Raw genomic sequence first — 25,399 nt, 5'->3', positions numbered from 1 at the left:
TCGCAGCCTTCGGCAGCTCCTACAGGGATCAATGCAGGAGCTGCCGAAGGCTGCGATCTTTTAGCTTTTAACCGAGGATAAGGGTACCGCTGGCAACCAGCGTCGCATTGCCGCCGATCTTCACCCGCTCCCCCTCCAGACGACAGAACAACTCCCCACCTCGCGCCGAACGCTGGCACGCCGTCAGGCTCGACTTGCCCAGACGTTTGGACCAATAGGGAATCAGGCTGCAATGCGTCGAGCCGGTCACCGGATCTTCATTGATGCCGATCGCCGGCGCGAAATACCGCGAGACAAAATCGTGCTGATTGCCGGGCGCGGTGACGATCGCACCCAGCCACGGCAATTTGGCCAGCGCGACCATATCCGGCTTGCAATCGAGTACCGCCTGCTCCGACTCCAATACCACAAACAGTTCTTTGGAGCCGAGCACATCGACCGCTTCAACCCCCAGCGCTCGCTCGACATCCAGTGTCACGCCAATTTCCGAGGGCACGATCGACGGGAAGTCCAGCCACAAACGGCCCTCTTCACGGCTGACACTCAAAGGCCCGGACTGGCTGGTGAAGTCGATACGCTCGGCGCTTTCCTTGTAGATTTCGAACAGCACATAAGCACTGGCCAACGTGGCGTGCCCGCACAACGGCACTTCAGTGGTCGGGGTAAACCAGCGGATATGCCAAGCCTGACCTTCGCGCACCAGAAACGCGGTTTCCGCCAGATTGTGCTCAGCGGCGATCTTCTGCATCAGCTCATCCGCGAGCCATGCCTCCAGCCGATAAACCATCGCCGGATTACCACTGAACGGCCGATCACTGAACGCGTCGACCTGATGAAATTCGAGCTGCATAACTTTCTCCCTGAGTCAGTCGGCAGAGCATGCAGCCACGATATGACCAACGCCAGTGACAGAACCGGTCAATTTTTTACATACAGCAATAACAACTAAGGACGGCCGATGTCGGCAAATTTCGCCTGGGTATGTTCGGCGAGCACCGCGGGCGCCAATTCGACCTCCAGCCCACGCCGACCGGCGCTGACATAAATAGTCGCAAAACCCTGAGCGGAGTTGTCGATGAACGTGCGCAGGCGCTTCTTCTGCCCCAACGGGCTGATGCCGCCCAACAGATAACCGGTGGCGCGCTGGGCGGCTGCCGGGTCAGCCATCTCGGCTTTTTTCACGCCCGCGGCATGGGCCAGACCTTTGAGGTCGAGGCTTCCGACGACCGGCACCACCGCCACCAGCAACTCACCTTTTTCGCTGGCTGCCAGCAGGGTTTTAAACACCTGCGCCGGCTCGAGCGCCAGTTTCTCTGCAGCCTCCAGGCCATAGGACGCGGCCTTCGGGTCATGTTCGTAACTGTGCACGCGATGTTCGGCACGAACTTTTTTCAACAAGTCCAACGCAGGGGTCATGGCAGCTCCAGGCTCGGCAATGGCGAAAATATCCTCCGCCGGATTCTAGGTGATCAGCTCCCAAAAGGCTCTATCCCAAGCCGCGATTCCCGTGGCTTGCAGTCATTCCGCAGACGTCGGCGCGCCTCGACCTCAAAGGATCATTCACCCAGCGAATAGTTTTATTGTGACCGACGGTTCACTTTCGACCTTTGACAGGTTTGTTTCTTGTCTATATTTTTTCGAATCTGAATAATGTAAGAATTGTCGTCACAGCGGCACCGAGCAGTAAACCGGGAACGGAATGGGGATTCCTACTCGGGGAAAATCGCGCCTTGCCCTGTCGGCAAAGCGCCAGACAACAACAAAAAACGAGGTTTTCAATGACAACTGCTTTACAGCAACCAACGCTCTCGAGCCAATGCATGGCCGAGTTTCTGGGTACTGCACTACTGATCTTTTTCGGCACTGGCTGTGTCGCCGCGCTCAAAGTCGCGGGCGCCAGCTTCGGCCTGTGGGAAATCAGCATCATCTGGGGCGTCGGCGTGAGCATGGCGATCTACCTCACGGCCGGGGTTTCCGGCGCGCACCTGAACCCGGCCGTGAGCATCGCGCTGGCGATCTTCGCCGACTTCGAAAAGCGCAAACTGCCGTTCTATATCCTTGCCCAGATCGCCGGCGCGTTCTGCGGCGCGCTGTTGGTTTACACGCTGTACAGCAATCTTTTCTTCGATTACGAACAAACTCACCAAATGGTTCGTGGCTCTACTGCCAGCCTTGAGTTGGCCTCGGTGTTCTCGACCTTCCCGAATCCGGTGCTGTCCACCGCTCAGGCATTCCTGGTCGAGATGATCATCACCGCAATCCTGATGGGCGTGATCATGTCACTGACGGACGACAACAACGGCCTGCCGAAAGGCCCGTTGGCGCCGCTGCTAATCGGTTTGCTGATCGCAGTGATCGGCAGCTCGATGGGGCCGTTGACCGGTTTCGCGATGAACCCGGCGCGTGACTTCGGTCCGAAACTGATGACTTTCTTCGCCGGCTGGGGTGAAATTTCCTTCACTGGCGGCCGCGATATTCCGTATTTCCTGATTCCGATTTTTGCACCGATTGTCGGTGCCTGCCTCGGCGCTGCCGGGTATCGCGGGCTCATCGCCCGTCACCTGACCGGCGCCACACCTGCTACAAAGGATGCAGAACCGGCCATTGACGGCAAACCAAGAACTTCTTGAAACAGTCGGCGCAAGCTCCTGCCCAATAGAGCCTGCGCCCCGGCCCACTCTCCCTTATTTAGTCCAAGGCAATCGACATGACCGACATTCAGAATAAGAACTACATCATTGCCCTCGATCAGGGTACGACCAGCTCCCGCGCGATCATTTTCGACCGTGATGCGAACGTGGTCTGCACCGCGCAGCGCGAATTCGCTCAGCACTACCCGCAAGCCGGCTGGGTCGAACACGACCCGATGGAAATCTTCGCCACCCAGAGCGCGGTGATGGTTGAAGCGCTGGCCCAGGCTGGCCTGCATCACGATCAGGTGGCTGCCATCGGCATCACCAACCAGCGTGAAACCACCGTGGTCTGGGACAAAACCACCGGCCGCCCGGTGTACAACGCCATCGTCTGGCAGTGCCGCCGCAGCACCGAGATCTGCCAGCAGCTCAAGCGCGATGGCCACGAAGACTACATCCGCGACAACACCGGTCTGGTCACCGACCCGTACTTCTCCGGCACGAAACTGAAGTGGATCCTCGACAACGTCGAAGGCAGCCGCGAACGTGCGCGCAACGGCGAACTGCTGTTCGGCACTGTCGATAGCTGGCTGATCTGGAAATTCACCGGCGGCAAGGTGCACGTCACCGACTACACCAACGCCTCGCGCACCATGCTCTTCAACATTCACTCGCTGGAGTGGGATTCGAAGATGCTGGAGATCCTCGACATCCCTCGCGAAATGCTGCCGGAAGTGAAGGCTTCTTCGGAAATCTACGGTCGCACCAAGAGCGGCATCGCCATCGGCGGTATCGCTGGCGACCAGCAAGCGGCGCTGTTCGGGCAGATGTGCGTCGAGCCAGGCCAGGCGAAAAACACCTATGGCACCGGCTGCTTCCTGCTGATGAACACTGGCGACAAAGCGGTGAAGTCTCAGCACGGCATGCTCACCACCATCGCTTGCGGCCCGCGTGGCGAAGTGGCTTACGCACTGGAAGGCGCGGTGTTCAACGGCGGTTCGACCGTACAGTGGCTGCGCGATGAACTGAAGATCATCAACGACGCCCACGACACCGAATACTTTGCCAATAAAGTCAAAGACAGCAACGGCGTGTACCTGGTACCGGCCTTTACCGGTCTGGGCGCTCCGTACTGGGACCCGTATGCCCGTGGCGCGCTGTTCGGCCTGACCCGCGGCGTACGTGTGGATCACATCATCCGCGCCGCGCTGGAATCGATCGCCTACCAGACCCGCGACGTCCTCGACGCCATGCAACAGGACTCCGGCGAACGCCTCAAGGCCCTGCGCGTGGACGGCGGTGCGGTAGCGAACAACTTCCTCATGCAGTTCCAGGCCGACATCCTCGGCACCCAGGTCGAGCGCCCGCAAATGCGCGAAACCACGGCACTCGGCGCGGCGTATCTGGCGGGCCTGGCGTGCGGTTTCTGGGGCAGCCTGGACGAACTGCGCGGCAAAGCGGTGATCGAGCGCGAGTTCGAACCAAGCCTGGACGAAGTCGAGAAAGAGAAGCTGTACAAAGGCTGGAAAAAAGCCGTCAGCCGCACCCGTGACTGGGCGCGTGAAGACGCTGAATAAGCCAACCTTCAGATCCAGATAGGCATCTAACTGGTCGGGAGCGGATTCCTGCGGCATCATGGGCAAATTTTGCACGGCAGCCCAAAGGAAGCCCCATGAATCTGCCTCCCCGTCAGCAGCAAATCCTCGAGCTGGTCCGCGAACGCGGCTATGTGAGCATCGAGGAAATGGCCACGCTGTTCGTTGTTACCCCGCAAACCATCCGCCGCGACATCAATCAGCTCGCGGAAGCCAATCTGTTGCGTCGCTACCATGGCGGCGCTGCCTATGATTCCAGCGTTGAAAACACTGCCTATGCGATGCGCGCCGACCAGATGCGCGATGAAAAACAACGCATCGGTGAAGCCATCGCCGCACAGATTCCCGATCACGCCTCGCTGTTCATCAATATCGGCACCACCACCGAATCGATTGCCCGTGCCCTGCTCAATCACAATCATCTGAAGATCATCACCAACAACCTGCATGTGGCGTCGATGCTCAGTGCCAAGGATGATTTCGATGTGCTGCTGACCGGCGGCAATGTGCGCCGTGACGGCGGCGTAGTCGGTCAGGCGAGCGTCGATTTCATCAATCAGTTCAAGGTCGATTTCGCGCTGGTCGGGATCAGCGGTATTGATGAAGACGGCAGTTTGCTGGATTTTGATTATCAGGAAGTGCGGGTCTCGCAGGCGATCATTGCCAATGCGCGGCAGGTGATTCTGGCGGCGGACTCGAGCAAGTTCGGACGCAATGCAATGATTCGCCTCGGCCCGATCAGCCTGATCGATTGCTTGGTCACCGATCAGCAGCCGGTGCCGGCGCTCGCGCAATTGTTGAGTCAGCACAAGATTCGCCTCGAAGTCGTCTAACTCCCGCAAGATCAAAAGATCGCAGCCTACGGCAGCTCCTACATGAGTTCACTTGACCTGTAGGTGCTGCCGCAGGCTGCGATCTTTTGCTTTTAATGTTCGAAAATTTTCTTTTAATCGCCCTTCGATGAGTTTTTTCAATCGAACGCGACTGGCTGCGCGCGTGTTTATGGGCTACCATTTTCGCAAATGAACATTCATGTTCGATTTCCAATATAGAAAATCAAAAGAACCCGAGGCCAGCCGATGTCCACCTCTACCTTGCGTACGCCCCCTCTCTCCGAGATCTACGACATCGCCGTTATTGGCGGCGGGATCAATGGCGTGGGGATCGCAGCGGATGCCGCCGGTCGCGGGCTTTCGGTGTTCCTTTGCGAAAAAGACGACCTGGCCAGCCACACCTCGTCGGCCAGCAGCAAACTGATCCACGGCGGCCTGCGCTACCTCGAACATTACGAATTCCGTCTGGTACGGGAAGCGCTGGCCGAGCGCGAAGTGCTGCTGGCCAAGGCCCCGCACATCGTCAAACCGATGCGCTTCGTGCTGCCGCACCGTCCGCACCTGCGCCCGGCGTGGATGATCCGTGCCGGCCTGTTCCTTTATGACAACCTCGGCAAGCGGGAAAAACTGCCGGGTTCGAAAAGCCTGAAGTTCGGCGCCGACAGCGCATTGAAGAGCGAAATCAAGAAAGGCTTCGAATACTCCGACTGCTGGGTGGACGACGCCCGCCTGGTTGTACTCAATGCCATGGCCGCCCGCGAAAAAGGCGCCCACGTGCACACCCAGACCCGTTGCGTCAGCGCCCGTCGCACCAAAGGCCTGTGGCACCTGCATCTGGAACGTGCCGACGGCAGCCTGTTTTCGATCACTGCCAAAGCGCTGGTGAACGCCGCCGGCCCATGGGTCGCCAAGTTCATCCGTGACGACCTGAAAATGGAATCGCCGTACGGCATCCGTCTGATTCAGGGCAGCCACATCATCGTGCCGAAGCTGTACGAAGGCGATCACGCGCACATTCTGCAAAACGAAGATCAGCGTATCGTGTTCACCATTCCGTACCTGAACCATTTCACCCTGATCGGCACCACCGACCGTGAGTACACCGGTGATCCGGCGAAAGTGGCAATCACCGACGCCGAAACCGACTACCTGTTGAACGTGGTCAACGCTCACTTCAAGAAGCAGCTCAGCCGTGACGACATCCAGCACAGCTATTCGGGCGTACGCCCACTGTGCAACGATGAGTCCGACAACCCGTCAGCCGTCACCCGCGACTACACCCTGGCGCTGTCCGGCAGTGCAGAAGAAGCACCGTTGCTGTCGGTGTTCGGCGGCAAGCTGACCACCTACCGCAAACTCGCCGAGTCGGCGATGGCCCAGTTGATGCCGTTCTTCACCCAGATGCGCCCGAGCTGGACCGCCACCGCCACGCTGCCCGGCGGTGAAGACATGACCACGCCACAGGCCTTGAGCGCGCTGATTCGCGACAAGTTCGACTTCGTGCCGACCGAGATCGCCCGTCGCTGGTCCACCACTTACGGCAGCCGCACCTGGCGCATGCTCGAAGGCGTGGAAACCCTGGCCGACATGGGCGAACACCTCGGCGGCGGGCTCTACACCCGTGAAGTCGATTACCTGTGCAGCGAAGAGTGGGCGACCACTGCCCACGATATCCTCTGGCGCCGTAGCAAACTCGGTTTGTTCACCACGCCGGCAGAGCAGGAAAAACTCGCTGCTTATTTGGGCAAGGTTGAGCAGAACCGCAAGATCGAAGCGGCCTGATCTGCGGAACGTCGCTTAAACGAAAGCCCCTGAATTGAGAGATTCAGGGGCTTTTTGTTGTGCCAATGAAATCCAGCCCCCTCACCCCAGCCCTCTCCCCCCAAGGGGCGAGGGGGAAAGGGAGCAGATCGGCGGAGATTTCCAATCCTGAGTTCGACTCGATATTTCAGGCCGGCATCACTCGCAAGGACCACGCGATCAGTCCCCTCTTCCTCCGGGCGAGGGGAAAGGGAGCCGATCGGGAGGCTTTTCCAATCCTGAGGTCGACTCGATATTTCAGTTCGGCGTAACTCGCAGGGACAACACGATCAATCCCCTCTCCCTCTGGGAGAGGGCTAGGGTGAGGGGCTTTTGGGCCGGTATCACTGCGCCAGATGCAACAACAGAAAATCAATAAACGCCCGCGACTTGTGCGGCAAGTGAGGGGTGTTGGGAAATACCACATTGATCGACTGCGAAGGCAGCGAATACTCCGGCAGCAAGCGCACCAGACGCCCGGCGGCAATGTCATCTGCCACCACCCAGGCAGGCAGAACCGACACGCCCAGTGAAGACAACGTCATCGAGCGAATCGCCGTCGACGAGTTCGATTCGAAGTGACTGGTGCCGCCGACTTCGACGCCCTGCCCTGGCCCATGGCGCAATGTCCACTGGGTCGGCGCCTGCAAATTGCTGTTGGCGATCCACGGCACGCTGTTCAGGTCCTGCGGTTCCCGCACCGGATGCCGGGCGAGAAATGCCTCGGTGGCCACCAGCACGATTTCATAATCGGCCAACTTGCGACTCTTGAATGCCGAGTCCGCCAAGTTGCCCAGACGGATCACCAGATCAAGCTTTTCCGCAACCAGATCATTCAACGAAGAATTGAAGTTGTAGCACAGGCGAATTTCCGGATAACGCTCGGAAAACAGTGGAATCAACGGCAGGATATACTTTTCACCGTATTCACTGGTTGAACTAATTCGCAACTTTCCAGACACCCGATTATTACCCTTCAGGACATTATCAAACGCATTATCGATGTCAGCGACAATACCTTTGAATTCCTCATAAAACTCCTGACCTATTTCGGTCAGCGATATATTCCGGGTATTGCGGATCAACAGCGTCGCCGACAAAACTTCTTCCAGCGCCTTGACATGCAGGCTGGCCATGGCTTTGCTGATACTCAGATAATTAGCGGCCTTGGTGTAAGAACCAAAATCCACCACCGCAAGAAACGTCTGAACCCGATTAAGATGAGAGTGCATGGCGCTATGGCTCACTGTTAAATCCTGTCAAACATTGTTTTAAGCATAGTCGTATCGACACTTCAAGTCCATCGCCCCTATGCTGCACGGCAAAGGGGATACAACATGAACTATCGCTATAAGATCGCGCTGATCTTTCTGATCGGCTTCTTTATTGACTGTATAAATATATTTATGTCGGCTGTGGCATTGCCCAGTATATCGGCAACTTTACAGGTCAGTACTTCATCCGTGGCGTGGGTCGCCAATGCTTATATTCTTGGCCTGACCCTGATTATTCCGGTCAGCACCTGGCTGGCAGGGCGTTTCGGCAGCCGCGAGATTCTGACCGCTTCGATGCTGGTCTTCACCGGCTCTGTGTGGATGTGCGGCATGGCTGACAGTTTCCACGAACTGGTGATCTGGCGGTTCGTTCAGGGCATCGGTGGTGGCTTGCTGATCCCGGTCGGTCAGGCGCTGACCTTCAACCTGTTTCAGGGCGAGCAGCGGGCGAAAATATCCACACTGGTGATGGCTGTCGCGCTGATTGCCCCGGCCATTTCGCCGACGGTCGGCGGCATCATCGTCGACAGCAGCTCCTGGCGGTGGGTGTTCTACAGCAACATCCCGTTCTCGTTGATCGCCGCCGGGCTGTCGTGGTTCTGGATCAAGGAAAGCAAACCGACCGACCTGCCACGCCCGGACATCAAAGGCCTGCTGCTGGTCAGCGCTGCACTCGCCAGCCTGCTGATGGGCATGTCGCTGTACGGTGGTGACTATCCGGCACTGGCCGCGTTGATCTGCGTCGCGGCAGGCCTGCTGTTCATCGCGCTGTACCTGCGGCACTACCGCCGCTGCAGCAACGCGATCATCGAACTGAGCCTGCTCAAAAGTAAAAAACTCAGCACCTCGATCTTCATCTATTACGCGATTCCCGGCGTGTTCACCGGGGTCAACCTGATGAGCATTTTTTTCCTGCAGAACACCCTGCACTTCAGTGCCCGACTGACCGGGATGTTCATGATCCTCTACGCCATCGGCGCTTTCATTGCGATGACGATTTGTGGCCGGGTCTACAACCGCGTCGGCGCGAAACGCCTGTTCACCCTCGGCATGCTGCTGCACAGCGCCGGCATCGCGACGCTGATGCTGGTCAATGACCCGGCGGACCTGTGGGTGATCGTCATCGCCTACAGCCTGATGGGTATCGGTGGCGGCATCGGCGCCAACACCGCGCAAACCACTTCACTGATGGATTTTGCCGGCGGCGATACACACAAAGCGAGCGTGATCTGGAACATCAATCGGCAGATGTCGTTCAGCCTCGGTGCGGCGTTGTTCCTGATGATCTTCAATGTGCTGCTCAAGCAGTTCGACACCACACAGGCCTACCACGCGACGTTCGCGATTGCCGCGCTGGTCGGGCTGTTCCCGCTGTTTCAGATGAGTCAATTGAACCCTCCAAAGGAATGCCATGAACAACAACCTGGTTGAACGAGCGCAACACAGTATTCACCACGTGCACGAGCTGATTCACCGCGTCTTTACCGACGCCGACGGGGCCGGCGCAGACGCCATCGCGCCGCTGATGGAGGTGTTTGCCGAGCACTTCAGCATGGTCACCACCTCGGCCGCCGTGGTCGGTCGGGCGCAAGTCGAGCAACTGTTCAGCGGCGCCGTCGGTGCCCGCAAAGGTCTGGAGATTCTGATCAGCGACCCGCACACGGTCTGGCACGAAGGTTCGACCGTGGCCCTGCGTTACAAGGAAACCCATCGCCTGAATCAGAGCGAAACCTCGCGTATTTCGCTGGCGATCCTTCGCGTGCAGCACCACGACGTCCAGTGGCTGTACCTGCATGAAACACCGATGAGCCAGGAAAAACCTGCATGAAATACACCGTCACCCACTGCCGAATGCTCTCGGCGTCGATCAAGGAAGTCACCGTCAGCGGTCCGGCCTCCCTGTCGGATATGACCCATGCCGGTGCGCATTTCAAATGGCTGATCCCGGGTCTGGATGACTGTCGTCATTACTCGACGGTGCATGTGAACGCGGTTGAGGATGGACAGTTCACCTTCGCCATCCGCCTCTCGCCGGACTCCGCCAGCAGTCAGTACATCCGTGGGTTGGCTGTAAATGACAGCGTGGAACTGGAAGGCCCGTTGAACACCTTCAACTACCCGCTCAGTGCTGACAGCGGACGTGATATCGCAATTGCCGGCGGCATCGGCATCACGCCGCTGACCGGTATTCTGCGCCACCTGGACGCGTTGAACCGCCCTGCGCACTTGCATTACTTCGCCAGAAGCGCCGACGACGCGGTCTACACACGGCACCTGCAAGAACAACTGCAAGAACGCCTGCAACTGCACCTCTCCGGCAGTTGCCCGGCGATCAGCGAAGTGCTCGCCGATCTGCGCGCCGATGACCGCCTGTATGTCTGCGGCCCGGCAGCGCTGCTCAGTGCAGTGCTCAACCACGCCGAAGTTGTCGGCCTCGCTCGTGAGCAGATCCATCTGGAGGTGTTCAATGTTGCCCGCGATGACGCCGCGCAAGGCTTCGTCATCGAGGCGGTCGACTCCGGCGTCAGCGTCAATGTCGGCCCGCAACAATCGTTGCTCGAAGCGTTGGAAGCAGCCGGACTCGATCCGCTTTACGACTGCCGTCGTGGCGAGTGCGGGGTCTGCGCGCTGGACGTACTGGAAGGCGATGTCGATCACCGCGACTTCATCATGAGCGAACAGGAAGCGGCGTGCAGCGCGCGGATTTATCCCTGCGTCTCCCGCGCCAAAAGCCCGCGCCTGAAACTGGCGATCTGAAAGAGGACACCCCGTTGGACAACTATTTCAATGGCAGGGAAGTGCATAAATCTCTGTTCCTTGATCAGGCGCTTTTCGACCAGGAGCAGCAGCGCGTGTTCGCCGCGAGCTGGTGTTACCTGGGTCACGACAGCCTGATTCCGGAGACCGGCGACTACTTCACCACCACCCTCGCGCAACAGCCGCTGGCGATGGTTCGCCAGAAGAACGGCGCCATCGTCGTGCTGCACAACCGCTGCCCGCACAAAGGCGTGAAAGTGCTGGCCGAAGCACGCGGCAATGTCGGCCGCTTCATGCGTTGCCCGTACCACGCCTGGACATTCAAGACTGACGGCGAACTGCTGAGCATTCCGGTGAAAAAGGAATACGACGACTGCGACCTCAGCAGCTGTTCCGCACATAAAGGCATGCGCCCGGTGAACGCGGTGCACAACTATCGCGGCTTCGTCTTTGTCCGCCTGACGGAAGAAGGCATCGGCTTCGAGGAGTTCTTTGGCGAGTCGCTGTCGACACTCGACAACATGGTCATGCGCTCGCCGCAGGGCCAGTTGAAAGTAATCGGCCAGCCATTGCTGCACCGCCATCGCTGCAACTGGAAAATGGTCGTCGACAACCAGACCGACACCTGTCACCCGATGATCGCCCACGAATCTTCCGCCGGCGAAGCCATACGCCTGTGGCAGGAAACCGGCGATCAGGGCAAGCCACCGATGGCCGTCGAACTGTTCTCGCCGTTCATGGCCTCTTACGACTTTTTCGCCGGCATGGGCATTCGGGTCTGGCCCAACGGCCACGGGCACACCGGGGTCAGCAATTCGATCCACAAGGCCTACACCGACATTCCCGGTTACTGGGACTTGATGGTCGAAAGCTACGGTGAAAAGCAGGCCCGGGCGATCCTCGACGACACGCGTCACAACACCGTGTATTTCCCCAACCTGATGGTCAAGGGCCCGATCCAGACCTTGCGCGTGATCAAACCGGTCAGCGCCCGCGAAACCATCGTCGAATCGTGGATCTTCGAACTGCAGGGCGCTCCCGTGCAGTTGCTGGAAAGAACCGTGCAGTACAACAACCTGATCAACTCGCCGTGCTCGATGGTCGCCCATGACGACGTGGAAATGTACGAACGGGCCATGGAAGGCCTGGGCAGCGACGCCAACGAATGGGTCAACGTCGCCCGCCTGTTCAGCCCGAACGAATCCTATGCGCAGACTCAAGTGGTGTCCGGCACCAGCGAAATGGCCATGCGTAATTTCTATAACAGTTGGCAGCAATTGATGCGGGACGACCATGCAACACGATCAATCTAATCACCACGCCATCGAGCAACTGATCGAGACCGAACTGCACCTGCTCGACCAGCAGGATTTCGACGCCTGGCAACAACTGCTCAGCGATGACTACCACTACTGGATTCCAATGACCCGCGAGCAACGCAGCCCGTTGCACGAATCGTCGCTGGTATATGAAGACCGCTTTCTGACCACGCTGCGGATCAACCGGCTGGCCAACGCGCGCAACTTTTCCCAGCAGCCGAAGAGTCGCAGCCTGCACATCGCCCAGCGCCCGCGCATCACGCTCGACGCAGCCTCGTTCAGCGCCTTCGCCAGTTCCAACATGCTCTATTGCGAAGCCCGCGGCGACAACGAATGGCACTACCCGGTGACCGTCGAACATCAACTGATCAACATCGATGGCACGTGGAAGATTCACGGCAAGAAGATCCTGTTGCTCAACCCCGCACGCGCCCTTGAAAGCCTGCAACTCATTATCTGATCGATCGAGAAGTCTCCCTGTGAACGCTATTCCCCATGATTCCAGCCAGGCGTCCGCGTGCCTGTCATTTCCCTACGTCGATCTGTTGTATGACTACGGCCAGTTCCTGCGCAATGCCGAAGAGGCCATTGGATATCTGCCGGCGGAAACCGCCGAGAAACACATCGGCATCGTCGGCGCCGGCCTCAGCGGGTTAGTGGCCGCCTACGAATTGCTACGCGCCGGTGCACGTCGCGTCACGTTGTTTGAAGCCGAACCTGAGCATGTCGGCGGGCGTCTGCTGACCCAGTGCTTTGACGAAGACCAACCGCAATTCATCGCCGAAATGGGCGCCATGCGCTTTCCGCCGAGTGAGGTCGGGCTGTTTCACTACCTCAATCGCTTCGGCATCCAGACCACCGAAGCGTTTCCCGACCCCGGCATCGTCGACACCGAAATCCACTACCGTGGCGAAGCCCATCACTGGGCAGCCATGCAACCACCGCCGGCGCTGTTCAGCACCGTGCACCAGGGCTGGATCGCGTTTCTCAGCGAAGGCGTGACCCTCGATGACGGCACGTGCCTGGCGCCACCGCTGCTGATCACCGAATTGCTCAAGCAGCACAATTACTGCGAGGTGCAGCCCGAGTGGCAACGCTACCTCGACTGCTTCGGCGATAGCTCGTTCTACTCGGCGATGGTGCGCATCTTCACCGGCAAAAACCCGCCGGGCGGCAAGCCGTGGCGCAAACCCGAAGACTTCCATCTGTTCGGCTCGCTGGGCATTGGTTCCGGCGGTTTCCAATCGGTGTACCGCGCCTCGTTCACCGAAATCCTGCGGCTGGTGGTCAATGCACTGGAGGTCAATCAGCGCCTGGTGCCCAACGGTATTTCCTCGCTGGCCGAACGGATTGCCGACACCTCGTTCAACGGCATTCAACTGCGCGACATGATCTGCCGCACACGCATCGAATCAATCAACAAAGGCGCACACGGCGAGATTCTGCTGGCCGGCAGCAATGGCGAAACCTACGCCTGCGACCGGGTGATCACCACCACCACGACCCGCGCCCTGCAAGTGAACCTCAAGCTCACGCAGAACCAGGCGTTCGTCAATCGCGACGTCGCGCGGGCGATCAATGAAACGCACATGGTCGGCTCATCCAAGCTGTTCATCCTGACCAAAGACAAGTTCTGGCTCAAACATGGCCTGGCGCAAAACATCCAGACCGACACCCTGGTCAAAGGCGTGTATTGCCTGGACTACGCGCCGCAAGATCCGGATTCCTGGGGTGTGGTGCTGATCAGTTACACCTGGGAAGACGACTCGCACAAAATGGTCTCGATGACCGACAAGGTGCAACGCTGCCTGCGACTGGTCGATGAACTGGCAATGAGCGCGCCGGAATTTGCCAGCCATTTGATCCCGCTGGACGGTGACTACCAGCGCTACGTTCTGGAATACGACTGGCTGACCGACAAACACGCGCTCGGCGCTTTCAAGCTGAACTTCCCCGGCGACGATATTTACTCAGAGCGCCTGTTCTATCAGTTCCGCACGGCTCTCGACCCGCAACAGGACACCGGTTTGTACCTGGCCGGTTGCGGCGCCTCGTTCACCGGAGGCTGGGCCGAAGGCGCGATTCAAACCGCGCTGAATGGCGCGTGCGCGGTGATCAGCAGCCTGGGCGGCGACCTGATTGCCGGTAACCCGCTCGATGACCTGCACTCGCAGTACCGCTACTGCTGAGCCAGTCCCTTTTAATGCCGAGAATCATCCATGTACAACCAGCTTTCCATTGAACAGCTCGTCAACGGATTTCGCAGTGGCCAACACTGCCCTGACACCTGGCAGCAAGCCTTGCGCGAGCGTCATGTGCAGATGCAACACCTGAACAGTTTCATCACCTTTGACCCGTCGGGGTTCAAGGCAAATGCCTTCGGGCGCGACAACGCACTGTATGGCCTGCCCGTGTCGTTCAAGGACAACATCAACGTCAGCGGCCTGCCGACCACCGCCGGTACGCCCGGGCTGGCCGACTACGTGCCGCAGACCGATGCCGGCATCGTCGAGCGCTTTCGGCAATTGGGCGCGCAGATTGTGGGCAAGAACAACATGCACGAATTGTCGTTCGGCGTGACCTCGGCCAACCATTCCCATGGCGCGGTGATCAACCCTGTCAACGAACGCCACAGTGCCGGTGGCAGCAGCGGCGGCTGTGCTGCCGCCGTCGCTGCCGGACTGGTGGCGTGCGCGGTCGGCACCGATACCGGGGGGTCGGTACGGATACCGGCGGCGTTCTGCGGGATTGTCGGATTTCGCCCCACCATCGGCGTTTATCCGGTCGACGGCATCGTCCCGGTGTCGCAAACCAAAGACACTCCGGGCTTGTTGACCCGCACCGTGGAGGATTGTCAGTTCGTTCACACGCAACTGACCGGCTGCCTGCATCAGCCAGAAACCCGGTCGCTGCGCATTGGCATTCCCGAGCGTTTTCTCTGGACCGACCTCGCTGACAACGTGCAACGCGCTTGCCGCACGGCCATCGATACCTTGGCCGATCGCGGTGTGATCATCGTGCCGGTCGACGATGCCGTGATTGGCGAGATCAACGAGAGCATTCAGTTTCCGTTGCCGATCTATGAATTTTTCATCGATTTTCCGCGGTTCCTGATGAAGGCAGGACGCGGCGCGCAGTTCCTCGACATCCTCGCGCAGATCCGTGATCCGGCGATCAAGAAAATCCTCACCGCCCAACTGGAAAGCCCGGCAATTTCCTACACCGATTACGTGCAGGCATTGATGAGCAAACTGCGTCTGGAGCAGGAATACCACGCTCTCTTCAGTCGCCATCAACTGGATCTGCTGGCTTACCCGACCGTCACTTGCAGCGCGCCGCTGCTCAGCGATTGCTCGGATGAAAGCAACTTTGAAACGTTCGTGCGCAATACCGACCCGGCGAGCAATCTGGCGGCGCCGAGCATCAGCGTTCCGGTGGCGGCGGCGGGTGCGTTGCCGGTGGGCTTGTCGTTCGATGCGCTACCGGGGCAGGACGACTTTTTGCTGGCGAACGTACGGCATCTGACGCACCTGCTCAACATCGGTTAAACCACCATCCCTGTGGGAGCGAGCCTGCTCGCGAAGGCGTCGTGTCGGTCGACATCAGCTTCGTCTGCCACACCGCTATCGCGAGCAGGCTCACCCTCTACAGGGGCTCTGCATCAATGCACCTGTAACAATTCAAATTGCGGGCCTTGCCATGCGTGTCACCTCAATATCCTCCGCTCCCGCCGTCGAACGCTCGCCGTCGATTCTCGGCGGCGCCATGATCATCGGCGGCACCATCGTCGGTGCCGGCATGTTCTCACTGCCGGTAATCATGTCCGGGCTGTGGTTCTACGGCTCGGTCGCCGTGCTGCTGTTTGCCTGGTTCTGCACGTTGCACTCGGGCCTGATGATTCTTGAAGCCAATCTCAACTACCGTGAAGGCGCGAGTTTTTCCACCATTACCCGGGATCTGCTAGGGCGTGGCTGGAGCCGCTTGAATGGTTTGAGCATTGTGTTTGTCCTGTACACCCTGACGTACGCCTACATTTCCGCCAGCGGTTCGGTGATTCATCACACTGCGCAATCACTCGGGCTTGCGCTGTCGTCGCGAACCGGTGGTTTGTGTTTCACCCTGGTGGTGGCATTTATCGTCTGGCTCAGCACCACGGCGGTCAGTCGCATGACCACGCTGGTGTTCGGGGCAAAAATTCTGGCGTTCTTTCTGACCTTCGGCGGTTTGCTGGGCCATGTGCAAAGCACCACGCTGCTCAATCTGAATAGCGGCGACAGCCATTACTGGCCTTATCTGCTGGTGACCCTGCCCTTCTGCCTGACTTCGTTCGGTTTTCACGGCAACGTGCCGAGCCTGATGAAGCATTACGGCAAGGACCCGCAGCGGATTCGCGCTTGTCTGGTCGGCGGCACCTTGATCGCACTGGTGCTGTATCTGGTGTGGATGCTGTGCAGCATGGGCAACATTCCCCGCGACACGTTCAAGGGTATCGCCCAGCGCGGCGGCAACATCGATGTGCTGATCAGCGCCCTGGGGGCAAGACTCAACAGCGCCAATGTCGATCTGCTGCTGACGTTTTTCTCCAATTTCGCCGTGGCCTGTTCGTTTCTCGGGGTGACCCTGGGTTTGTTTGATTACCTGGCCGATGTGCTGAAGTTCGACGACAGCCCCGTCGGTCGTCTGCAGACGGCAGCCGTGACGTTCGGGCCGCCGATGCTCGGTGGTTTTCTGTGGCCGGAAGGTTTTCTGCATGCCATCGGTTTCGCCGGGTTGGCGGCGACATTGTGGGCGGTGATCACCCCGGCGCTGCTGGCACGCGCTTCGCGCAAGCGCTTTGGCAGTCCGCGCTATCGCGTGTGGGGCGGCACGCCAATGATCGTCCTGGTGCTGTTTTTCGGAGTGATCTGCGCGGTGTCGCATTTGCTGTTCGTATTTGATTGCCTGCCGGTGTGGCGCTGAAGCGATGCGTTCGGTTTTCCGAACGCGACTTCACGGTCGATTCGGTTAACCGGATCAGTTGCGCTGAAAAGCACCGCCACAAAAGTTTAATAAGCTTACAAAACAACGAGTTAACTATCTGCGGCGGGTCTGGCACGACTCATGCTCTACACTCTCTCGACGAATGCCTGCTGTGCCAACACTTCAGGAGCCGTCAGGCATTCGAAGCACAAAAGGGCCGACGAACTGGCTCCATAAAAAAAACAATTCGAGGAAAATTTGATGCGCATCGTTCCCCATATCCTGGGCGCAGCCATTGCGGCCGCTCTGATCAGCACGCCAGTTTTCGCCGCCGAACTCACCGGCACCCTGAAGAAAATCAACGATTCGGGCACCATCACGCTCGCTCACCGTGACAGCTCCATTCCGTTTTCCTACATCGCGGATGCCACCGGCAAGCCAGTGGGCTACTCCCACGACATTCAAGTGGCTATCGTTGAAGCCCTGAAAAAAGACCTGAACAAGCCAGACCTGCAGGTCAAGTACAACCTGGTGACTTCGCAAACCCGTATCCCGCTGATCCAGAACGGCACCGCGGATATCGAGTGCGGCTCCACCACCAACAACGCCGAACGCGCCCAGCAAGTCGACTTCACCGTCAACATCTTCGAAATCGGCACCCGTCTGCTGGTCAAGAAAGACAAGGATGGCAAGCCGTCCTACGCTGACTTTGCCGACCTCAAAGGCAAAAACGTCGTGACCACCGCCGGCACCACGTCCGAGCGCATCATCAAAGCGATGAACGCCGACAAGCAGATGGACATGAACATCATCTCCGCCAAAGACCACGGCGAATCCTTCAACATGCTGGAAAGCGGCCGCGCCGTAGCCTTCATGATGGACGACGCTCTGCTGGCTGGTGAAGAAGCCAAGGCCAAGAAGCCGGCCGACTGGATCATCACCGGTACTCCGCAGTCCTTCGAAGCCTACGCGTGCATGGTTCGCAAAGGCGACCCGGCCTTCAAGAAGGCGGTCGATGCCGCCATCGTTGGCCTGTACAAGTCGGGCGAGATCAACAAGATCTACAGCAAATGGTTCGAGAGCCCGATTCCACCAAAAGGTCTGAACCTGAACTTCCCGATGAGCGACAAGGTAAAAGATCTGATCGCCAACCCGAGCGACAAGCCGGCGCCTGACGTAAAAATCTGATTCCTGACTAACCTTGTCTCCTGAGGGAGTAACCCTCCCTCAGGCGTCTGTTACTACCTGCTGGCTGTACTGTGGAACACTCGACCTGGCGGTTTCCGAGCCGATCGCGTGTGCCCGGCGTTCAACGTCGGACGGGAAAGGATTTTCCCCAAGCGGGTGCTTGTACATCGATCGATCTCGAGGGGAGACCCTAATGAATTACAACTGGGACTGGGGCGTGTTCTTCAAGTCCACCGGCGTCGGCAGCGAGACCTATCTCGACTGGTACGTCTCCGGTTTGGGCTGGACCATCGCCATTGCCATCGTGGCGTGGATCATCGCCTTGCTGCTGGGCTCCATTCTGGGGGTCATGCGCACGGTGCCAAACCGCATCGTATCGGGCATCGCCACCTGCTACGTCGAGCTGTTCCGTAACGTACCACTGCTGGTGCAGCTGTTCATCTGGTACTTCCTGGTACCCGACCTGCTGCCGCAAAACCTGCAGGACTGGTACAAACAGGACCTCAACCCGACCACCTCGGCTTACTTGAGCGTTGTCGTGTGCCTGGGCCTGTTCACCGCCGCCCGTGTCTGCGAGCAAGTGCGTACCGGCATCCAGGCGCTGCCACGCGGCCAGGAATCCGCCGCCCGCGCCATGGGTTTCAAGCTGCCGCAAATCTACTGGAACGTGCTGCTGCCCCAGGCCTACCGGATCATCATTCCGCCGCTCACCTCGGAATTCCTCAACGTCTTCAAGAACTCCTCCGTGGCGTCCCTGATCGGCCTGATGGAACTGCTGGCGCAAACCAAACAGACCGCCGAGTTCTCGGCCAACCTGTTTGAAGCCTTCACCCTGGCCACGCTGATCTACTTCACCCTGAACATGAGCCTGATGTTGCTGATGCGCATGGTCGAGAAGAAAGTCGCAGTGCCCGGCCTGATCTCCGTGGGGGGTAAATAATGGACTTCGATTTCAGTGGCATCATCCCCGCCATTCCGGGCCTGTGGAACGGCATGGTCATGACCTTGCAGTTGATGGTCATGGGTGTGGTCGGCGGCATCGTGCTGGGAACCATCCTCGCACTGATGCGCCTGTCGTCGAGCAAACTGCTGTCGCGGGTGGCCGGCGCTTATGTGAACTACTTCCGTTCGATCCCGCTGCTGTTGGTGATCACCTGGTTCTACCTGGCGGTGCCGTTCGTGCTGCGCTGGATTACCGGCGAAGACACGCCGATCGGTGCGTTCACCTCCTGCGTCGTGGCCTTCATGATGTTCGAAGCCGCGTACTTCTGCGAAATCGTCCGGGCCGGTGTGCAGTCGATCCCCAAAGGCCAGATGGCCGCCGCGCAAGCGATGGGCATGACCTATGGCCAGACCATGCGTCTGATCATCCTGCCCCAGGCGTTCCGCAAGATGACCCCGTTGCTGCTGCAACAGTCGATCATCCTGTTCCAGGACACCTCGCTGGTCTACACCGTGGGCCTGGTGGACTTCCTCAACTCCGCCCGTTCCAGCGGCGACATCATCGGTCGATCCAACGAGTTCCTGATCTTCGCCGGTGTCGTCTACTTCATCATCAGCTTTTCCGCCTCGCTGCTGGTCAAGCGTCTGCAAAAAAGGTTCGCCGTATGATCTCTATCAAGAACATCAACAAGTGGTATGGGGACTTCCAGGTGCTGACTGATTGCAGCACCGAGGTCAAAAAAGGCGAAGTGATCGTGGTCTGTGGCCCGTCGGGTTCCGGCAAATCGACCCTGATCAAATGCGTCAACGCGCTCGAGCCGTTCCAGAAAGGCGACATCGTCGTTGACGGCACCTCGATTGCGGACCCGAAGACCAACCTGCCGAAACTGCGCTCGCGCGTGGGCATGGTGTTCCAGCACTTCGAACTGTTCCCGCACCTGACCATCACCGAAAACCTGACCATCGCGCAGATCAAGGTGTTGGGCCGCAGCAAGGAAGAGGCGACCAAGAAAGGTCTGCAACTGCTTGAGCGCGTCGGTCTGTCGGCGCACGCCCACAAGCACCCGGGGCAACTGTCCGGTGGTCAGCAACAGCGTGTGGCAATTGCCCGTGCGCTGGCGATGGACCCGATCGTCATGCTGTTCGACGAACCGACCTCGGCGCTCGACCCGGAAATGGTCAACGAAGTACTCGACGTGATGGTGCAACTGGCCCACGAAGGCATGACCATGATGTGCGTGACCCACGAAATGGGCTTCGCGCGCAAAGTGGCCGACCGCGTGATCTTCATGGACGCCGGCAAGATCATCGAGGACTGCCCGAAAGAGGAGTTTTTCGGCGACATCAGCGCCCGCTCCGAACGCGCGCAGCACTTCCTCGAGAAAATCCTGCAGCACTAAAACCAACACACCTGCCGGGGCATTACTCCATCCCTGTGGGAGCGAGCCTGCTCGCGAAGAGGCCATTACATTCAGCCTGGAGGTTGAATGTCAGTCCGCTTTCGCGAGCAGGGTCGCTCCCACAAGGGCCGGCGGTGCCCTCGCGACAAGTGTTGTGGTTGACCCAAGGCAACTGTGATGAAATGCGACCCCACTCTCTATCGCGCCGCGCCGCCATCACTTGCCGTGAAGCCTCGTCTGATTCGTCATCTGTTCCTGCCGCCGCTGGTCATCATCCTGATGATCGGGTTGGGTTATGCCGGCTTCTGGACCAGCGAGCATTTCGGCATTCGCAGCCTCAGCGAAAGCGGCCAGCGTCAGCTCGAACTGAACGCCCGCGCCGTCGAAAGCGAAATCAGCAAGTACACCTATCTGCCCAGCCTGCTGGAACTCGAAACCAGTGTGTCGCAGCTGCTGGCCGACCCGACCCCGGAACACCGGCAAACGGTCAACGATTACCTTGAAGGCCTGAACCGGCGCAGCCGCAGTCGGGCCATCTACGTCATGGACACCACCGGTCGCGTCATGGCCACCAGCAACTGGCGCGATGTCGACAGTTACCTCGGTGAAGACCTGTCCTTCCGCGCCTACTTCCAGAAAGCCATCCGCGGCGAGCCGGGCCGTTTCTACGGCATCGGCAGCACCAACGGCGAACCCGGTTATTACCTCGCCCACGGCCTCGAAGAGCACGGCAAGATCATTGGCGTCGCCGTGGTCAAAGTGCGCCTCGAAGCCATGGAAGAACGCTGGCAACGCGCGCGTCTGGAAGCCTTTGTCAGCGATGAGAACGGCATCATCATTCTCTCCAGCGATCCGGCTCGTCGCCTCAAATCGGTAATTGCACTGAGTGACGAAATCAAGGAGAAACTCGCGCGCAGCCTGCAGTACTACTGGTTCCCGCTCAACGAACTGCAACCGCTGGCACGGGAAACCCTGTCCGAAGGCGTAGAGAAACTCACCTTCCCCGCCAACAGCGAAGTACGCTCCGACGATGACGACATCAGTTATCTCGCGCAGACCCGGCCGCTGAGCGACACACCGTGGAATTTCACCCTGCTCACGCCGTTGCAGGACCTGCGCCGCGAAGCCATCAACCAAGGGATTCTGGTGGCGGTCGCGTTTGCGCTGGTGGCGTTCCTGTTGATCGCCTGGAACGAGCGGCGCAAGGTCATCGCCACCCGCCTCGCCGCCCGCGAAGCCTTGCAGGAAGCCAACAATCAACTGGAGCGTCGGATTACCGAACGCACCACCGACCTGCGCGCCAGCAACGAGCGCCTGAAGAGCCAGATCCGCGAACGCCGTCAGGCCGAAGAGACATTGCGCCGTGCACAGGATGAGCTGGTTCAGGCCGGTAAACTCGCCGCCATCGGCCAGATGTCGACCAGCATCGCCCACGAATTGAACCAGCCGCTGGCGGCGATGCGCACGCTGTCGGGCAACACCGTGCGCTTCCTCGAGCGCGGTCAGCTCGATGTCGCCAGCACCAACCTCAAGACCATCAACGAGCTGATCGACCGCATGGGCCGGATCACCGCCAGCCTGCGTTCGTTTGCCCGGCGCGGTGACAATCAGGGCCAGGCCAGCCTCGGCAAAGCCGTGGAGGCGGCGCTGCAACTGCTCGGGGCACGCCTGGAGAGTTCGGCGATCAACATCCACCGCCAGTTCATTGATGTCCAGGTGCAGATCGACCAGACCCGCCTCGAACAGATTCTGGTCAACCTGATCGGCAACGCCCTTGACGCCATGCAGGCGCAACCGCTGCCCGAGCTGTGGCTGGAAGGCGAAGAATTCAACGGCAAATATCGCCTGCGCGTGCGAGACAACGGCCACGGCATCGACGCCGAAGCGCGCAAGCATCTGTTCGAACCGTTCTTCACCACCAAACCCGGCGAACAAGGCCTGGGTCTTGGCCTGACCCTTTCCGCCAGCCTCGCGGCCGCCACCGGCGGGCATCTGGGTGTTGAACACCCGGCCAGCGGTGGCACCACCTTCGTCCTCAGTTTACCGTTGGTAAGCCCTACTCCTGCCGAGCCAATATGAACCACGACCTTAGTGTGCTGATCGTCGAAGACGACCCCCATGTGCTGCTCGGCTGCCAACAGGCGCTGACCCTCGAAGACATTCCCTGCGTCGGCGTCGGCAGTGCCGAAGAAGCGCTGGAGCGGGTCGGCGACAACTTTGCCGGCATCGTCATCAGCGACATTCGCCTGCCGGGCATCGATGGCCTGGAACTGTTGACCCGCCTCAAGCAACGCGATCGCAGCCTGCCGGTGGTGTTGATCACCGGCCACGGCGACATTTCCATGGCCGTCGGCGCGATGCAGAAAGGCGCCTATGACTTCATGGAAAAACCGTTCTCGCCGGAGCGTCTGGTCGACGTCGCGCGGCGTGCGCTGGAGCAACGCAGCCTCGCCCGTGAAGTCTCTTCGCTGCGCCGGCAACTGGCCGAACGCGATTCCCTGGAGGGGCGGATCATCGGCCGCTCGCCGGCGATGCAGAACCTGCGCGAACTGATTGCCAACGTCGCCGACACCTCAGCCAACGTGCTGATCGAAGGCGAGACCGGCACCGGCAAGGAACTGGTTGCCCGCTGTCTGCACGATTTCAGCCGTCGCCACAGCAAGCAATTCGTCGCGCTGAACTGCGGCGGCCTGCCGGAAAACCTTTTCGAAAGCGAGATATTCGGCCACGAAGCCAACGCCTTCACCGGTGCCGGCAAACGCCGTATCGGCAAGATCGAACACGCCGACGGTGGCACGCTGTTCCTCGACGAAGTGGAAAGCATGCCACTGCCGCTGCAGATCAAACTGCTGCGCGTGTTGCAGGAACGCACCCTCGAACGCCTCGGCTCGAACCAGAGCGTGGCCGTGGATTGCCGGGTGATCGCAGCGACCAAATCCGACCTCGACGAAGCGAGCAAGGCCGGTGAGTTCCGCAGCGACTTGTACTACCGCCTCAACGTCGTGACCCTGGAACTGCCGCCACTGCGCGAGCGCCGCGAAGACATCCTGCAACTGTTCGAACACTTCACCCAGCAGTCAGCCCTGCGTTTCGACCGCGCACTGCCGGAACTGGACAACCAGACCCTGTCGAACCTGATGAGCCACGACTGGCCGGGCAACGTACGCGAACTGCGCAACGTCGCCGAACGGTTTGCCCTCGGCCTGCCAGCGTTCAAAAAGTCCGGCGCCAGCAGTGGCGGACAAGGACTGGCGTTTGCCGAAGCGGTGGAAGCGTTCGAACGCAACCTGCTCAGCGACGCCCTGCAACGCAGCGGCGGCAACCTGACTCAGGCCAGTCTTGAGCTGGGCATGGCCAAGACCACGCTGTTCGATAAAGTTAAAAAGTACGGGTTGAGCCACTGATGGATCTGATTCTGAAGGCCGCTATCGGCGCCGCGGTGGTGCTGATCCTCGCGGCGCTGTCGAAAACCAGAAACTACTACATCGCCGGATTGGTGCCGCTGTTTCCGACGTTTGCACTGATTGCGCATTACATCGTCGGCAAGGGGCGTTCGGTTGATGATCTGAAGACCACAATCGTGTTCGGCATGTGGTCGATCATTCCGTACTTCATCTATCTGGCGACTTTATATGTGATGGTTGACCGGTTGCGGCTGGAGGCGTCGCTGGCGGTGGCGGCGGTGGCATGGTTGATGGCGGCCACCGTGTTGGTGACCGTTTGGGTTCGCCTGCACAGCTAAGGTCAAAAACCACCCTCATCGGAACGCCGCCCGCCCAGCCCTCTCCCTCCGGGAGAGGGCGCCGACCGAGGTGTCTTGCGTCTGACATTGACCTGAAAGATCCAGTCGATTATGGATTCGCTACAACACGCTCAGGTCGGCGTATCACTCCAGCATCCCCCAATCAGTCCCCTCTCCCTCCGGGAGAGGGCCAGGGTGAGGGGCTTTTAGCTTTTCAGTTGACAGTGCCGCCCTTGGACTCAGCCATGATCTGCCGGATCGCCCCGACAAACGTCTCCACCGGTTGCCCGCCGGTCACCGCGTACTGACCGTTGAACACCACGGTCGGCACCGAACTCACCCCGCGTTGCAGCCACTCCTGTTCTTCTTCACGCACCTCATCGGCAAACTCGTCCGACGCCAGAATCGCCTCGGCTCGCTGGCGATCCAGCCCGACGCTTTCAGCAATCTGCACCAGTTGTCGATGATCCGACGGATTGCCGCCATCGCTGAAATAGGCCTTGAACAGCGCCTCTTTCAGCGGCAACTGCAGACCTTCAAGTCCGGCCCAATGAAGCAAGCGGTGCGCATCGAAAGTGTTGTAGATACGGCTGTTGCCGTCAGTGCGAAAGGCAAACCCGAGTTCAGCGCCACGGGCACGAATGGCTTCGCGATTCTTCTGCGATTGCTCAGGCGTCGAGCCGTATTTCTCTTGAATGTGCTCGGCAATGTTCTGTCCATCGGCGCCCATTTTCGGATTCAGTTCGAACGGCTGAAACCGGATCTCGGCCTGCACTTCGTTGCGCAGGATCTCCAGCGCCTGTAACAGGCCACGCAAACCGACGACACACCAGGGGCAGGAGACGTCGCTGACAAAGTCGATGTTCAAGGCAAAACTCATCACACACCTCGCGGGGGGAAATCGTGCGGGAAAGTTTGCACGATACACCTGCTTCAGATTTTTGGTGACCATAGCGG

At 59.3% G+C, this 25,399-nt stretch carries 23 protein-coding genes; 19 read left to right on the top strand and 4 right to left on the bottom strand.

The window, feature by feature from the left end; genetic code table 11:
* Positions 1-67: 67 nt before the first annotated feature.
* Together M9827_RS17385 and ybaK are read right to left on the bottom strand one after the other, a co-directional pair.
* A complete protein-coding gene (locus M9827_RS17385; protein ID WP_250606343.1) occupies positions 68-850 on the bottom strand; it encodes a PhzF family phenazine biosynthesis protein in 783 nt (260 codons plus the stop codon).
* A gap of 95 nt (positions 851-945) precedes the next feature.
* On the bottom strand, positions 946-1,416 hold the full coding sequence (ybaK, locus tag M9827_RS17380) for a Cys-tRNA(Pro) deacylase (RefSeq protein WP_250606342.1): 471 nt from the start codon (positions 1,414-1,416) through the stop codon (positions 946-948).
* 362 nt (positions 1,417-1,778) lie between these two features.
* Here ybaK and M9827_RS17375 point away from each other — a divergent pair, with 362 nt between their 5' ends.
* The 4 genes from M9827_RS17375 (at position 1,779) to glpD (ending at position 6,843) form a co-directional block, all read left to right on the top strand.
* Complete coding sequence (locus tag M9827_RS17375; RefSeq protein WP_250606341.1) at positions 1,779-2,630, top strand: MIP/aquaporin family protein; 852 nt, start codon at positions 1,779-1,781, stop codon at positions 2,628-2,630.
* A gap of 77 nt (positions 2,631-2,707) precedes the next feature.
* Positions 2,708-4,210 (top strand): glycerol kinase GlpK, encoded by a 1,503-nt coding sequence (glpK, locus tag M9827_RS17370; RefSeq protein WP_016986644.1) that lies wholly within the window; start codon positions 2,708-2,710, stop codon positions 4,208-4,210.
* A gap of 95 nt (positions 4,211-4,305) precedes the next feature.
* On the top strand, positions 4,306-5,061 hold the full coding sequence (locus M9827_RS17365; RefSeq protein ID WP_007916700.1) for a DeoR/GlpR family transcriptional regulator: 756 nt from the start codon (positions 4,306-4,308) through the stop codon (positions 5,059-5,061).
* Between the two features lie 246 nt (positions 5,062-5,307).
* The gene (gene glpD, locus M9827_RS17360; RefSeq protein ID WP_250606340.1) at positions 5,308-6,843 is read left to right on the top strand and encodes a glycerol-3-phosphate dehydrogenase; all 1,536 of its coding nucleotides are present in this window, start codon (positions 5,308-5,310) and stop codon (positions 6,841-6,843) included.
* A gap of 362 nt (positions 6,844-7,205) precedes the next feature.
* On the opposite strand, the gene M9827_RS17355 is transcribed toward glpD, so the two are convergent.
* The gene (locus tag M9827_RS17355) at positions 7,206-8,093 is read right to left on the bottom strand and encodes a LysR family transcriptional regulator (protein ID WP_250606339.1); all 888 of its coding nucleotides are present in this window, start codon (positions 8,091-8,093) and stop codon (positions 7,206-7,208) included.
* Positions 8,094-8,198: 105 nt separating this feature from the next.
* Here M9827_RS17355 and M9827_RS17350 point away from each other — a divergent pair, with 105 nt between their 5' ends.
* The 15 genes from M9827_RS17350 (at position 8,199) to M9827_RS17280 (ending at position 24,442) form a co-directional block, all read left to right on the top strand.
* Positions 8,199-9,566 carry an MFS transporter gene (locus tag M9827_RS17350; RefSeq protein ID WP_250606338.1) on the top strand — a complete coding sequence of 456 codons (1,368 nt, stop codon included), beginning with the start codon at positions 8,199-8,201 and terminating at the stop codon, positions 9,564-9,566.
* Positions 9,547-9,963: a DUF4440 domain-containing protein gene (locus tag M9827_RS17345; protein WP_250606337.1), complete on the top strand. Its 417-nt coding sequence runs from the start codon at positions 9,547-9,549 to the stop codon at positions 9,961-9,963. The genes M9827_RS17350 and M9827_RS17345 overlap by 20 nt, the downstream gene beginning before the upstream one ends.
* Positions 9,960-10,892 (top strand): flavin reductase family protein, encoded by a 933-nt coding sequence (locus M9827_RS17340; RefSeq protein WP_250606336.1) that lies wholly within the window; start codon positions 9,960-9,962, stop codon positions 10,890-10,892. Before M9827_RS17345 ends, M9827_RS17340 begins: the two co-directional genes overlap by 4 nt.
* Positions 10,893-10,906: 14 nt before the next feature.
* Positions 10,907-12,205, top strand: coding sequence for a Rieske 2Fe-2S domain-containing protein (locus tag M9827_RS17335; protein WP_250606335.1), 1,299 nt, complete (start codon positions 10,907-10,909; stop codon positions 12,203-12,205).
* Positions 12,186-12,671: an aromatic-ring-hydroxylating dioxygenase subunit beta gene (locus M9827_RS17330; protein ID WP_250606334.1), complete on the top strand. Its 486-nt coding sequence runs from the start codon at positions 12,186-12,188 to the stop codon at positions 12,669-12,671. Before M9827_RS17335 ends, M9827_RS17330 begins: the two co-directional genes overlap by 20 nt.
* A gap of 19 nt (positions 12,672-12,690) precedes the next feature.
* Entirely contained in the window at positions 12,691-14,400 is a 1,710-nt protein-coding gene (locus M9827_RS17325) for an NAD(P)/FAD-dependent oxidoreductase (protein ID WP_250606333.1), read from the top strand.
* Between the two features lie 30 nt (positions 14,401-14,430).
* Positions 14,431-15,759 (top strand): amidase family protein, encoded by a 1,329-nt coding sequence (locus tag M9827_RS17320; protein ID WP_250606332.1) that lies wholly within the window; start codon positions 14,431-14,433, stop codon positions 15,757-15,759.
* A gap of 151 nt (positions 15,760-15,910) precedes the next feature.
* Complete coding sequence (mtr, locus tag M9827_RS17315) at positions 15,911-17,170, top strand: tryptophan permease (RefSeq protein WP_250606331.1); 1,260 nt, start codon at positions 15,911-15,913, stop codon at positions 17,168-17,170.
* A gap of 261 nt (positions 17,171-17,431) precedes the next feature.
* Positions 17,432-18,358 (top strand): glutamate/aspartate ABC transporter substrate-binding protein, encoded by a 927-nt coding sequence (locus tag M9827_RS17310; protein ID WP_250606330.1) that lies wholly within the window; start codon positions 17,432-17,434, stop codon positions 18,356-18,358.
* Positions 18,359-18,551: 193 nt separating this feature from the next.
* Complete coding sequence (locus M9827_RS17305) at positions 18,552-19,298, top strand: amino acid ABC transporter permease (RefSeq protein WP_038369085.1); 747 nt, start codon at positions 18,552-18,554, stop codon at positions 19,296-19,298.
* Positions 19,298-19,969 (top strand): amino acid ABC transporter permease, encoded by a 672-nt coding sequence (locus M9827_RS17300; RefSeq protein ID WP_003227756.1) that lies wholly within the window; start codon positions 19,298-19,300, stop codon positions 19,967-19,969. Before M9827_RS17305 ends, M9827_RS17300 begins: the two co-directional genes overlap by 1 nt.
* On the top strand, positions 19,966-20,700 hold the full coding sequence (locus tag M9827_RS17295) for an amino acid ABC transporter ATP-binding protein (protein WP_007916729.1): 735 nt from the start codon (positions 19,966-19,968) through the stop codon (positions 20,698-20,700). The genes M9827_RS17300 and M9827_RS17295 overlap by 4 nt, the downstream gene beginning before the upstream one ends.
* Positions 20,701-20,877: 177 nt before the next feature.
* A complete protein-coding gene (gene aauS / locus M9827_RS17290; protein WP_250606329.1) occupies positions 20,878-22,779 on the top strand; it encodes a two-component sensor histidine kinase AauS in 1,902 nt (633 codons plus the stop codon).
* A complete protein-coding gene (aauR, locus tag M9827_RS17285; protein ID WP_007949592.1) occupies positions 22,776-24,104 on the top strand; it encodes a two-component response regulator AauR in 1,329 nt (442 codons plus the stop codon). The genes aauS and aauR overlap by 4 nt, the downstream gene beginning before the upstream one ends.
* A gap of 8 nt (positions 24,105-24,112) precedes the next feature.
* Entirely contained in the window at positions 24,113-24,442 is a 330-nt protein-coding gene (locus tag M9827_RS17280; RefSeq protein ID WP_250606394.1) for a GlpM family protein, read from the top strand.
* A 214-nt stretch (positions 24,443-24,656) separates the two neighbouring features.
* Here M9827_RS17280 and M9827_RS17275 read toward each other — a convergent pair whose 3' ends face one another.
* Positions 24,657-25,322, bottom strand: coding sequence for a DsbA family oxidoreductase (locus M9827_RS17275; protein ID WP_250606328.1), 666 nt, complete (start codon positions 25,320-25,322; stop codon positions 24,657-24,659).
* Positions 25,323-25,399 lie beyond the last annotated feature (77 nt).

Origin of the sequence: Pseudomonas sp. AKS31 (assembly GCF_023634765.1) — a bacterium.
Taxonomy (GTDB): Bacteria; Pseudomonadota; Gammaproteobacteria; order Pseudomonadales; family Pseudomonadaceae; genus Aquipseudomonas.
The sequence above is the reverse complement of the archived record's forward strand: the minus strand, read 5'-3'. Positions and strand labels throughout refer to the sequence as shown.